10 protein-coding genes are annotated in these 12,290 nt (G+C 69.4%); 3 read left to right on the forward strand and 7 right to left on the reverse strand.

The window, feature by feature from the left end; translation table 11 throughout:
* Positions 1-59: 59 nt before the first annotated feature.
* Positions 60-1,013 carry an AraC family transcriptional regulator gene (locus ACIBL3_RS02385; protein WP_396351356.1) on the reverse strand — a complete coding sequence of 318 codons (954 nt, stop codon included), beginning with the start codon at positions 1,011-1,013 and terminating at the stop codon, positions 60-62.
* Positions 1,014-1,135: 122 nt separating this feature from the next.
* Here ACIBL3_RS02385 and ACIBL3_RS02390 point away from each other — a divergent pair, with 122 nt between their 5' ends.
* Complete coding sequence (locus ACIBL3_RS02390) at positions 1,136-1,888, forward strand: SDR family NAD(P)-dependent oxidoreductase (RefSeq protein ID WP_396351357.1); 753 nt, start codon at positions 1,136-1,138, stop codon at positions 1,886-1,888.
* A gap of 657 nt (positions 1,889-2,545) precedes the next feature.
* Here ACIBL3_RS02390 and ACIBL3_RS02395 read toward each other — a convergent pair.
* Together ACIBL3_RS02395 and dnaB are read right to left on the reverse strand one after the other, a co-directional pair.
* A complete protein-coding gene (locus ACIBL3_RS02395; protein ID WP_396351358.1) occupies positions 2,546-3,811 on the reverse strand; it encodes a DUF2786 domain-containing protein in 1,266 nt (421 codons plus the stop codon).
* Between the two features lie 51 nt (positions 3,812-3,862).
* Positions 3,863-5,656, reverse strand: a complete 1,794-nt coding sequence (gene dnaB / locus ACIBL3_RS02400; RefSeq protein WP_396352299.1) for a replicative DNA helicase — start codon at positions 5,654-5,656, stop codon at positions 3,863-3,865.
* 472 nt (positions 5,657-6,128) lie between these two features.
* On the opposite strand from dnaB, the gene ACIBL3_RS02405 reads away from it, so the two are divergent.
* Complete coding sequence (locus tag ACIBL3_RS02405; protein WP_396351359.1) at positions 6,129-7,457, forward strand: MATE family efflux transporter; 1,329 nt, start codon at positions 6,129-6,131, stop codon at positions 7,455-7,457.
* A gap of 42 nt (positions 7,458-7,499) precedes the next feature.
* Entirely contained in the window at positions 7,500-8,099 is a 600-nt protein-coding gene (locus tag ACIBL3_RS02410; RefSeq protein WP_396351360.1) for a hypothetical protein, read from the forward strand.
* Here ACIBL3_RS02410 and ACIBL3_RS02415 read toward each other — a convergent pair.
* Genes ACIBL3_RS02415 through ACIBL3_RS02430 form a run of 4 tightly spaced genes read right to left on the reverse strand, consistent with a single transcriptional unit; the run spans position 8,096 to position 12,285 of the window.
* Complete coding sequence (locus ACIBL3_RS02415) at positions 8,096-8,434, reverse strand: YrdB family protein (RefSeq protein WP_396351361.1); 339 nt, start codon at positions 8,432-8,434, stop codon at positions 8,096-8,098. The genes ACIBL3_RS02410 and ACIBL3_RS02415 overlap by 4 nt on opposite strands.
* 20 nt (positions 8,435-8,454) lie before the next feature.
* Entirely contained in the window at positions 8,455-8,832 is a 378-nt protein-coding gene (locus ACIBL3_RS02420; protein WP_360513997.1) for a DUF4913 domain-containing protein, read from the reverse strand.
* The gene (locus ACIBL3_RS02425) at positions 8,822-10,672 is read right to left on the reverse strand and encodes a type IV secretory system conjugative DNA transfer family protein (RefSeq protein ID WP_396351362.1); all 1,851 of its coding nucleotides are present in this window, start codon (positions 10,670-10,672) and stop codon (positions 8,822-8,824) included. Before ACIBL3_RS02425 ends, ACIBL3_RS02420 begins: the two co-directional genes overlap by 11 nt.
* Positions 10,672-12,285, reverse strand: a complete 1,614-nt coding sequence (locus ACIBL3_RS02430) for an ATP/GTP-binding protein (RefSeq protein WP_396351363.1) — start codon at positions 12,283-12,285, stop codon at positions 10,672-10,674. Before ACIBL3_RS02430 ends, ACIBL3_RS02425 begins: the two co-directional genes overlap by 1 nt.
* Positions 12,286-12,290: the final 5 nt, after the last annotated feature.

Genomic DNA, 12,290 nt, shown 5'->3' on the forward strand with positions numbered 1-12,290 from the left:
CTAACCCGCGTCCGGCGAATGGCTGCGCGACCGGGCCCGGGACTCGACATTCGGTGTGCTCAGCCCGGCAGGCTTGGTCGGCTGGAGGCCGACGCCCGTGCCTGGTGCCGGAACTGTGTGGGCGATGAGCCGACCACGCGGCGGAACGCGGTGCTGAACGCGCTCTCGGACAGGTAGCCGGTGGCACGTGCGAGCTCGGAGATCGACAGCGTGTCGCGGGCGAGGGCGTCCCGGGCGAGGCTCATGCGCCACTGGATCAGGTACTCCAGGGGCGGGACCCCGACGTGGCTCTTGAAAGCCTGGGCGAACGCGGAACGCGACATGTGGCTGATCTCGGCGAGCTCCTTGAGGCTCCAGGAGTGGGCCACGTCCGCATGTACGGCGCGCAGGGCGGCACCTATGCCGTTCTCGTTCAGGGCGCCCAGCCAGCCGGTGGGCCGGTCTGTCTGGGCGGCGTGAGCGCGCAGCATGTGCACGAGCAGGATCTGTGCGAGGTGGTTTTGCACCAGCGGGCCGCCGGCGGCGGCGACCCCGACCTCGGTGGCCAGGAGATCGATCAGTTGCGCGAGCCGACTGCCATGAGGATCGGCCTCACGGACGATCACGATTGGCGGCAGGAGATCGGTCAGGAGGGCCGCGTTCTGGTCGTCGAACGCGATGTGCCCGACGCAGAGGTAGAGGTCCTCCTCGGACTCCGGGCCGATCCGCACGAACCCGTCTTCGGCGCCCGCCCACACCGGCTCCGCAGGGCGCGGGCTTGCGTCGAGTGTGCTGGCGAGCACATACGGCGGGGGGTTGCCCAGCATGAAGGTGTCACCTTCCTGCAGGAGCACCGGCTCGTGCCCTTCGAGGATCAACCAGCACGTGCCGCGCACGAGGCCGCCGATCCGCACGTGCAGGAACGGGTCGAATCGCAACGCCCACTCTCCCGCGGCCCGGAGGTTGGGCCCGATCACCGTGCGGGGCCTGAGCAGGCCGATCGCGTCAGCCACCGGATCCCGAAATCCGAGCACTGAGCACTCCTCCTGGACGATACGTAAAGAACGCCGGACTATGAATTATGGATCGTACTCCACTGCTCCCGCAGGATCGATGTTGAACTGATCGGCATCGAGAGAGTGATGGAGACACCCATATGGGGCAGCTGGATGGCAAGACGTCGGTGGTCACCGGAGGAAGCAGCGGGATCGGTCTGGCCACCGCCGTCCGGCTGGCGGACGAGGGCGCATACGTGTTCGTCACCGGACGACGCGAGGCCGAACTCGAGGCCGCCGTCAACACCATCGGCGCAGACCAGGCCAGCGCGGTCGTCGGCGACATCTCGAAGCCGGAGGACCTGGACCGGCTCTACGCTGCGGTCCGAGCGCGAGGCAAGGGTTTGGACGTGCTTGTGGCGAACGCGGCGGTCGGTGCGTTCGTGACGCTGGAGCAGACCACCGAGGAGCACTTCAACCAGACCTTCGCGGTCAACGTCCGCGGCACGCTGTTCACCGTGCAGAAGGCGTTGCCGCTGCTCAACGACGGAGCCTCGATCGTCCTGGTCGGTTCGACTGCCGGCGACCGTGGAGTCGAGGCGTTCGGCGCGTACGCGGCGTCGAAGGCGGCCGTCCGGTCCTTCGCGCGGACGTGGTCCAACGAGCTCAAGGACCGTGGCATCCGGGTGAACGTGGTCTCGCCGGCATGGATCGAGACTCCCGGCGGCACCGCCGCTTTCGGCGACGAGGAGACCGCCCGGGTCGTCAAGGAGAATGTCGCCGCGACCGTGGCCAGGGGCCGCATGGGTCAGCCTGAGGAGGCCGCCGCAGTCGTGGCCTTCCTGGCCTCGGAACAGAGCAGCTACGTCGTCGGCGCGAACATCTACGTCGACGGCGGCGCGAACCAGATCTAGGAGCGCCGTCCGCAGCAGTGGGACGGATCGCCGACCGGCCCCGTGGTGAACCGATGAGGGCGCAGTACGGCAGGATTGCGAGAAGGCCCGGCAGGTAGGCCGAGGTCACGTCGGGCGCCGGCCGGTCCGCACGGCCTGGTCGGCGTCCAGTCCCGCGTCGGGCACGGTGCGAAGCGCAGGGACCACGCGCCCAGGGTCCGTCGGGGTCGTAGATCGCGATCCGGTACTCCGGGTGGCTGGCCTGCGCCAGTGGTTGGCCGTGATCCAGAACTCGCCCGCGACCCGGCCCCGGGCGGGGGAGATCATGCGCCGACGCTACTGCTGCATCCAGAAAGGTTGAGGTTGTATTCCGGGCCAGCGCCTCGGGGTCGAGTCGGACCAGGGGTTTGTGGAAGCTTGGCGCCGTCCAGTGACGGCAAAGTTCCGGAAAGCAGGCACCGGTCCGGCATTTGCCGACCATTGGACCGTCGGCGCACCGGATCGTTCCGGCGGTGTAGCCGTCGACGCGCACTGTCATCACTCGCCCGGACTACTCGGCAACAACCCGCAAGCCAGCGCTCGTGCCTTCGGCAACCGCGGCGGAGCCGCCCAGCCGAGGTACGGCGGGTACCAGCGACTCCCGCTGAGTCCCACGCCTGAGTCGCGCCATGACTCAGGTCAGGCGCGCACCTCGTCGAGCAGGTTGAGCTGGGCGAGCTCGGCGGCGGCACGACCGCCCGCCCAGCCCTCGTGGTTGGTGATCGAGGTGGTCTTCTCTACCAGGTTCGGAAACATCGCCGCGGTCAGCTCGTCGACCTCGGCCTCGCGGTCGCGAAGTACGGGCAGCAGTGACGGGGCGGCGGCCACCGACTCGTCGGCCACCCCGCGCAGCCGCTGACCGATGTGCATCGCAAAGGAGAGTAGGAACGACTGCCGGAACGAACGCGTCCGAGATCGGCCGACGAGGTCCGTACGCGACCCGTGAGCAAGCATGGCCCGCTGGGCCTGGGCCAGGAGCGAAGTGACCATGAGCTCGACGGCATCGAGGTCGAACGGCCGTCCCACAACGGTGCAAAACCCCAGCTGTGCAGCGTGGACCGATCGGCATCGGTTCGCCGCGGCGACCTCGTCGACCAGGCTCGCCTTCGCATCAATGTATGGCGCATCGAGCCAGATGCGACGGTACGTCGTTGCCCCGCCGACGGCGGATCCGTCCGGCTGGTCGAGCAGCTCCTCCAGCGAGTGCTTGCTGATCAGCTCCTGGGCCTTGGCCGACAGCGCCTCGGCCTCGTCGGGGTAGATCGTGGCCTCTGCCTTGGCGAGCAGCGCCCGGACCTGGGCCAGCTTCGCCGACGCACGCGACCCGGTCGGCGCTGAAGCCGTGGACGACGCCTGGCCTGACACGGGGACGTCCGCTCTCGGCAGCGCCGCGAAGAGTGAAGCCATGCGCAGCGCGAGAGCGAGGTCTGCCTGATCGCCCAGCGCCAGTTGTCTAGGCGGGCCGAGTCCGGCGATCTCGTCGTCGCGCACCGCGGAACCGCGAGCGTCCGCGCGCCGCGCGGCGAGGATCAGACCCGCGAGTACTGCTCGGCTGCCCTCGCCGATGACCCGATCCACTGCCTCCGCCAACTCGGCTGGGCGCCAGCCACCACTCAGCGCAGGCGCGAGAACGCGGTCCAACAGCTCGGTAACCGCCTGCCCCAGAGCCCAAACCGGCACCTCCCGACTCAGGGACGCCGCCCTCCGGCGAGCGTCCTCGTCAGACCCGCGAGTGCCCAGTGCGCGCACGTGGGCAACCACCCGCAGGTCCGCGAATGCGACCGGGTCCACAGTGAACGCCTCACCGGCCTCGGATGGCGACCCACCAGAACGGCGCGCACTGCCCTCCTGCCTCGCCTGCTTGCGTTTGCGCGCGTCTCGCCTCGCCTTGCTGTTGCGTCCCATCCGCGGAATCTCCTCCTTGAACCGCTGACCTCATTGCCGTTGCCTTGCCCGTCAGCCGTCGTGGGCCATGTCTACGAAGCGGGAGTAGTGGCCTTGGAAGGCGACTACTACGTCGGCGGTGGGGCCGTTGCGGTGTTTGGCGACGATGAAGTCGGCTTCGCCGGGGCGGGTGGACTCGCGTTCGTAGGCGTCCTCCCGGTGCAGGAGGATGACCACGTCGGCGTCCTGTTCCAGGCTGCCGGATTCGCGGAGGTCGGAGGCCATGGGGCGTTTGTCGGAGCGTTGTTCGGAGCCTCGGTTGAGCTGGCAGATGGCTACGACGGGGAGTTCGAGTTCTTTGGCGAGGAGTTTGATGGAGCGGGAGAACTCGGAGACTTCGAGCTGGCGGGACTCGACCTTCTTGCCGGAGGTCATCAGCTGGAGGTAGTCGATGACGATGAGGCGGAGGTCGTGGCGCTGTTTGAGGCGGCGGGCCTTGGCGCGGATCTCCATCATGGTGAGGTTCGGCGAGTCGTCGATGAACAGCGGGGCCTCGGAGACCTCGCCCATCTTGCGGGCCAGCCGGGCCCAGTCCTCGTCGGTCATCTTGCCGTTGCGCATGTGGTGCAGCGGCACCTTCGCCTCGGCCGAGAGCAGTCGCATGGTGATCTCGTTGCGGCTCATCTCCAGCGAGAAGATGCACGAGGTCAGGCCGTGCTTGATCGAGGCCGACCGGGCGAAGTCCAGCCCGAGGGTGGAGTTGTGGGTCGGGATCATCGTCTTGCCGGCCAGGTACAGGTGGTCGGCGTTGTCCACCTCGACACAGCGCACCGGGACGCTGTCGACCGGGTCGATCCACTCGATCCGGCGCTCGCCTTCGCCGGCCAGCGCGGCCGGAAAACCGTGCCCGGTGATCTGACGCGGCGCCGACCCGGGAATCGGCGGTGTCAGCCCGGGACTCGCGGACATCGCCGTGTGCAGGTCGGCGGTCGTGCAGACCACCGGGCGGCCGCCGTCCTCGACCCGCCACTGGTGCTCGGCGTCGGCGACGATCGTGGAGCCGTCGGAGAAGGACAGCCGGAAACACGGGCGGTCCACCATCACCTCGGTGGCCGCGACCACGGTGGTCGGCGACCCGTCGGCGTCGAGCAGCTGGTCGCCGACGGCGATCTCGGCCATCGTGGTCCAGCCGGTCGGCGTCGGCAGCGGGGTGTCGAGGGCGAGCGCCTTCCCCATCGCGGGACGGGCCGCGACGATGACCATCTGTCCGGGGTGCAGCCCGTTGGTCAACTCGTCCAGGTCGGTGAACCCGGTCGGCACCCCGACCATCGCGTCACCGCGGGAGTCGATCGCCTCGATCTCGTCGAGGGCGCCCTCCATGATGTCCTTCAGCGGCGCGTAGTCCTCGGCGGTCCGCTTCTCGGTGACCGAGTAGATCTCGGCCTGGGCCTCGTCGACGACGTCGTCGACCTCACCCTCACCGGCGTACCCGAGTTGGACGATCTTGGTGCCGGCCTCGACCAGCCGGCGCAGGATCGCCTTCTCCCGGACGATGTGCGCGTAGTAGCCGGCGTTCGCGGCCAGCGGGACGGAGGCGACCAGAGTGTGCACGTACGGCGCGCCGCCGATCCGGGCCATCTCGCCCCGGCGGTTCAGCTCGGCCGCGACCGTGATCGCGTCGGCCGGCTCGCCTCGCGCGTACAGGTCGGTGATGGCGTCGAAGACGACCTCGTGCGCCGGGCGGTAGAAGTCCGTGCTGCGCAGCGTCTCGATGACGTCGGCGATCGCGTCCTTGCTGAGCATCATCGCGCCGAGCACGCACTGCTCGGCCGCCAGGTCCTGCGGCGGCGTGCGGTCGAAGCCCATCTCCGGGTTGCGCTCTTCCTGACCGCCGCCCGGCCCCCCGCGGAACTCCGCCACGCTCACTTCGCCCGACCTCCTCGTCCGCCACCGACCGGCAGTCCCGCACCACGACCAACCGGCTCGAATCGAACACCTGATCGAATCATAAGCCGGTCCGCCGACAATTCCGTCACGGGGACGGCGCCAGTCCCGCGACCGTACGCCCGTCGAGTGACAGGGTGGTAGTTCGTCGTCCACACCCCCTGTGGACGAACTGTGGGAAACCCCGTGAGCAGGTGTGCACAGGCTGGGAACAACCCTGTGGATATCTGGGGACAACGCTCCGCAACCGGGCCCTGACCTGCGGTTTCACCAATGCACAACTGTGGAGAAGAAAAACTTCCGCAGCTTCTTGCGGACTCCCGGGTCCGGTGACCTGTGCACAGCCTGAGTCAGGCACAATGAGCGTCATGCTCATGACAGGCCACCCGGAACGGTGAGGTCCGGGCTGCGACGCCTGCTCGGTGAGCAGGACCGGGAGATCCTCCGGCTGGCCGTCCCCGCGTTCTTCGCGCTGGTCTCGGAGCCGCTGATGCTGCTGGCCGACTCGGCCATCGTCGGTCACCTCGGTACGCCGCAACTCGCAGCACTCGGTATCGCCGGGACGATCCTGCAGACCTTGGTCGGCGTCTGCGTGTTCCTCGCCTACGGCACGACGTCGGCTGTCGCCCGGCGGATCGGCGCGGGTGATCACCGGGGTGCGCTTGCCCAGGGCATCGACGGACTGTGGCTGGCGTTGCTGCTGGGCGTCGTACTGGCTGTGGCTGGCCTGATCCTCGCGCCGGCCGCGATCGCAGCGTTCGACCCGTCGCCTGACGTCGCCGACCATGCGGTCATCTACCTGCGCATCTCCTGCATCGGCATCCCGTCGATGCTGTTGCTGCTCGCGGCGACCGGCGTACTGCGGGGCCTGCAGGACACCAAGACCCCGATGATCGTCGCGATCACCGCGAACCTGCTCAACATCGGCCTGAACTTCCTGCTCGTCTACGGACTCGACCTGGACATCGCCGGCTCCGCACTCGGTACGGCGCTCGCCCAGACAGCCGCCGGGATCGCACTGGTCGTGGTCGTCGTCAAGGGCGCCAGACGAGACGGCGCCAAGCTGCGACCCGACCGCCCCGGCATCCTCGCGTCGGCCCAGATGGGTGTGCCGCTGATCGTCCGCACGCTGACCTTGCGGGTGGCGATCATCCTGCTCACCTTCGTCGCCACTGCGCTCGGTACGACGTCCGTCGCCGCACACCAGGTCGCCTTCACGCTGTGGTCGTTCCTGGCGCTCGCACTCGATGCGATTGCGATCGCCGCGCAGGCGCTGACCGGTCGCTCTCTGGGCGCCGGTGACGTCGCCGGGACGCGGGAGATCACCCGCCGGATGATGTGGTGGGGCCTGTTCTCCGGAGTGCTCGGCGGCCTCGCGTTGTGGGGTCTCCGAGACGTCTACGTGCCGTGGTTCACCGCCGATCCAGAGGTACGGCGTACGTTGGCCGCCGTACTGATCGTCGCAGCGCTCTGGCAGCCGGTGAACGGTGTGGTGTTCGTGCTGGACGGCGTACTGATCGGAGCGGGCGACGGGCCGTACCTGGCGGTGGCGGGCGTGATCGCGCTCGTCCTGTACGTGCCGCTGGCGCTGAGTGTGCTGTGGTTCGACGGCGGCGTCGTCGCCTTGTGGTGGGCGTTCGGCGGCTTCATGCTACTGCGGCTGCTCACTCTGATCACCCGCGAGCGTAGCGACGCCTGGCTGGTGACTGGGGCTTTCCGCTGACCCTGCCGGTGCGGCATGGTTTGGCGGGAGGAAAGGAGCGGCATGGCCGACGCTGACGACGCCCGCGAGAAGGAGCTCGAGGACCTCCGCGAGGAGGAGGAGCTCGAGGACCTCCGAGACGACGAGACGCTCGAGCTCGCCGCGAAGGACCAGCAGGAGCTGCACCGGGTCCACCGGGAGGCCGAGGAGGACGCCCGGACGGAGACCCATGAGGCGCTCCGGCTCGCCTACGCGGACGAGGTCACGGCCGACCGGCTCCGCAGCGACGCCTCCGGCAAGTACCAGCAGGGCCTCAGCGACCGGGCCCACGGCCGCCACCTGCTCGACGAAGCGGCAGCCCGGCCCGACGAGCCCGGAGCGGACGCCACCGCAGCCGCCGGACGCCGGTACGAGCGGGCCGCCGACCGCGAGGAGCGCGACGCGAGATACGACCGCCGCAGCGCCGACAGGTACGACGCGGACGCCCGCGAGCGGCGGAATGATGCCGCCCACCAGCCCGGGCAGCCACCGGCCGAGGAAGCCGCCCGCAGGCCTACGGACACGCCGGTCGCGAGCAAGTTCGAACGTCGCAAGCCGAAGCACGACAAGCGCAAGGACCGCCGTCCGGGAGAGCTCCGCAACGTTGGCCTGGGCGACGACTAATCAGGGCTGAGCCCCTGGACATGGATGACGAGCAGGTTCGCCGCGACCACCACAACGAACGCCACCGCCCACACCGGATGCCCGAGGCTCAAAAGCGCAGCCCCGGCCAGACCGAAGACGATCACCTTGACAACGGTCCGTACGACGGGGGTCGTGCGAGTCGCCGTGGGCGCGGCGAAGAGTCCCCACACCACCGCGGTCACCGCGGGTAGACCGATCGCGAGCAGCAGCTGGACGGCCGTCGTACCGGAGGCTGTCCAGCCCCACCAGGCGAAGATGCCCAGGGCAACCAACTCGGCCAGGAAGGCAAGCAGCAGGTTGCCCCAGCGCCACATCTAGTGCTCCACGCGGGGCACTAGATTCCGCGCAGGTTCGGCTGGCGCTGGTCGAAGAACAGGCCGGCCGGGGGCTCCTCCACCGGTAGCGGCGGGATCGGGTAGTCGGTGTGCGCGCCCCGGCAGGCCGCGAACGGCCCATCCGGGTCCAGCAACGCCATCATGTGCGGGTCCGCGTGGTCCCGCCACCAGACCGACATCCCGGTGGCCGGGTCGAGCCTCAGGTGTTCCCAGGCTCGCCAGATCGAGTCCAGCCGGCTCAGAGCCTCGGCGTGCCGGTACCACTCCGGGCACCAGACGTACTGCTGCCCGATCCGACGCGCGTAGAGGTAGATCAAGCGGTCCTCGACGAAGGCCGCGACGTGCGGGTAGAAGAGTTCCTGCGCTTCACCATCCACGACGCTGCTCCTCACTCTGCTGCTCCCAGACCGGGGTTCCCGTCGGCAGCGGCGGCGGCCCGGACTGCTGCGGGCCGGCCGTCACCCACGGGTTCGCCCCGCCCTGCGACGAGCCGCCGGTCGAGGCTCCCGGATCGTACTTCGCCAGCGACGCCTTCACCGCACCGGCGTCGGGACGGGTGAACCACGGCACTGTCTTCACCATGGTCGCCGGGATGCCCGAAGGGAAGACGATGGCCCGGCCGGGCGGCATCGAGGCCAGGTCGGACACCTCGAGGATGTTGTGCCGCTGGGTCTGCCGGCTGGTGCCGCGCTCGCCCTTGTTGTACGAGACCGAGCTGGAGATGATGTCGTAGTCGCCGATCAGCTTGCTGAGCTTCTCCAGGAAGTTCGCGTCCGAAGCGCCACCGCCGTACACCCGGACGTTCGCCGCGGACCAGAGCTTCTCCATCCCCTCCGGACCCCAGCACTCCACGCCCTGCGGCCAGGACTGCAGGATCGTCATCAGCACGATGCCGCGGGACCCGAAGTGGCTGTAGAGGTCGGGCAGGTTCTTCCAGCGGCACACGTTCGCCGCCTCGTCCAGGACGCCGACCAGCGGGTTCGGCATCCGGCCCATCGGGTTGCCCTTGGCGTACTCCTCGGCCGCCTCCACGACCGCCACGGTCAACGCGGTGACCAGCGGTCCCGCCGTACCGGCGCCTTCCTTGGACAGGCTGTACAGCGTGCCGCCCTGGCGGACGAACTCGTGCGGGTTGAACTGCGGGCGGGTGTCGTTCGGGCCCTGCGGGATCACCCAGCGGGTCACCTTGCGGTTGATCAGGAACTGCGCGCTCTGCTGCGCCGTGCCGTAGACACCGGCGCGCTGCTTGTCCGGCGCGTTGATGACACCGGCCAAGGCGTCGGCGGACAGGTGCAGACCCGGCGTGTTGCGCAGGATGCGCTCCGGCTCGTCGTTGCGCTGGTCGGCGAGCCAGCTGTAGACCTGCGTGATCGGGCGCTTCGCGACCGCCGCCGCGAGCAGCAGGCCGGCCAGCAGGTCGGTGCCGGCGGCGTCGAAGAACGCGTCGGTCTGCGCGTTGCGATCCTTGCGCTGGGACGCGACGAAGTGCTCGGCGAGCTCGCGGGCCTTGGTCTCGTCGGTGATGTAGGTGAGCGGGTTCCACCACCAGTTCGGCGGCTCCTCGCAGACCTCCTGGGGGTCGAACACCCAGACCGGGCCCTTCTCCAGCCGCGGTCCCCGGGTGGCGTCGACGATGTCGCGCTTGTTCGAGGTGGCGATCACCGCGCCGGGCGCGTCCAGGATCGCCGGTACGGCGCGGGACGTCGTCTTACCGGTTCGCGGGCCCCAGATGTCGACGTGCATGTCTTCCCAGGACCCGAACACCTCGAGGTTGTCCCGGACGGTGCGGCCGATCAGGACGCCCGGACCGGCGTGCCCGGCGCCGAGCCGGTTGGCGATTCCCTGCGCACCCTCGCGGGTGATCTTGAAGATCTCCGACCGCTTCGACATCAGGAAGGCCTGCTTGTCGACCCGGCCGACGCTGACCTGCCGCCGCCGGAGCAGGAACCAGACGGTGCCGGCGATCGCGCCCAGCGCGACGAGCTCGAGGATCAGCACTCCGGTGGCCGCCCCGGACCAGCGGATCCGGCCGTTGATCAGGTCGGCCAGCGCGGCGATCGGCCCCGGCACCGCGCGGGTGTCGTTGATCGCGGCCGCGGCCTTCAGCGCACCCCAGACCCCGCCGACGATCAGGACGAACAGTCCGATGCCGATGAAGACCAGGACCGACTCGACCGACAGCCCGCCGGGACCGGTGCTCTTCCTGCCTTGGGCCATTACTCGTCAACTCCCGTTCGGGCGACCAGCCGGGTGGTCGGGTCGGGTGGCGGCAACATCGTCGGGTCGTCGAGGCTGTACTGCTCGACGACCTCCTCCGAGCCGTCGGCGGCCACCTCGACCTTCATCGGGTTGCCGTCGGCACCTGTCTTCCACAGCTTGTTGGTGTCGTTGATCTCGCGCTCGACCGAGGTGAGGCCGACGTGCACCGGGATGCCCGGGCGGCCGCCGACCTTGACCAGGAAGTTGCCCCGGCCGGGCGGCGCCGCCTCCTGGCCGGTGGCCGGGTCCCACGCGGGCGGGTCCTGCCAGCCGATGAGCATGTTCTGCTCCTCCTCGGACATCGGCACGACCTCGGTCAGGTTCTCCATCTCGGCCCGCGGCAGACCACCGCAGATGACCATGCCGGACCGCTCGACGAAACCCTTCGCCTTCATCCGGTCCTCGGGGTGCTCGAGGGCGAGCAGGTCGGACATGGTGTGCGAGATCATCGCCATCCCGACACCGCGCTGCCGGTTCAGACGGGTCAGCGCGTCGACCCGGTCGACCAGACCGCGGCCGGCGCGCAGCACCCGCCACAGCTCGTCGAGGATGACGAAGTAGTGCCGCCGCGGCTCCAGGCCCGCGTCCGCGAGCGCCTGCGACACGGCCACCGCACCGAACCCGTAGGACCAGCAGGCCAGCAGTACGGCGGCCTGCAGGCTGGTCTCGGAGTCGTCGATGTTCGACACGTCGAAGACGACCGGACGATCCATCTGCATCGGGTTGTCGGTCTGCTCGGAGAAGATCTCGCCCAGCCGGCCACCGCCGACCAGACCGATCAGCGAGGCCTCGAGTCCTTCGGTGATCTGCCGGTACCGGTCCAGGCTGCCGCGGTCCAGGGCCACGTTGCGGACCTGGTCCGGAGCGTCCTGGATGACCTTCAGGAGGTCGCGCAGCAGCGGCGTACCTTGGTGTCGCTCGTCGAGGACCTTGAGGGCCTCGTCGATGATGGTCTCCTCGCGGTCCGTCGGCGGGGCCGAGCGCATGATCGAGATCAGCGCGGACACCATCGTCTGGCGGCGGCCGTGCGCGTCCGCCTGGATCGCCTCGCGGGCCTTGCCGGTGAGCCGGAGCGCGGCCTGCCGGGACTCGCCCGGGTCCAGCACGTTCAAGTGCCCGCGACCGCGGCCGAGCTGGATGACCTGGCCGCCGAGCGCCTCGATCAGGTCCTTGTAGTCGGGCTTCAGGTCACCAAGCACCAGCGGCTGGATGCCGTACCCGGCCAGGCCGAGCGCCATCCGCCGGGTGATCGTCGACTTGCCCAGACCGGGCTTGCCGAGCACGAACATCGACGGGTTCGAGATCAGCTTGGCCCGCATGAACCAGCTGATCGGGTCGCAGCACATGGTCGCGCCGGACAGGATGTTCCGGCCGATCGGCACGCCGACCATCGGGCTGCCGGTGCCGGCCGAGAACGGCCACAGTCCGCAGACCTGGACCGTCGTACCACGCCACTCCGCCGGAGCCTGGACGTACGTCGAGTAGCCGCCGCCCATCCCGGGCCAGCCACGCGGCATCGGCCGCTTGCCGCGACGCTTGGGGTCGGCCGGCTGCTTCGCGTTCTTGCTCACGATGA

It is taken from the genome of Kribbella sp. NPDC050124 (genome assembly GCF_044460355.1).
Lineage (GTDB): Bacteria > Actinomycetota > Actinomycetes > Propionibacteriales > Kribbellaceae > Kribbella.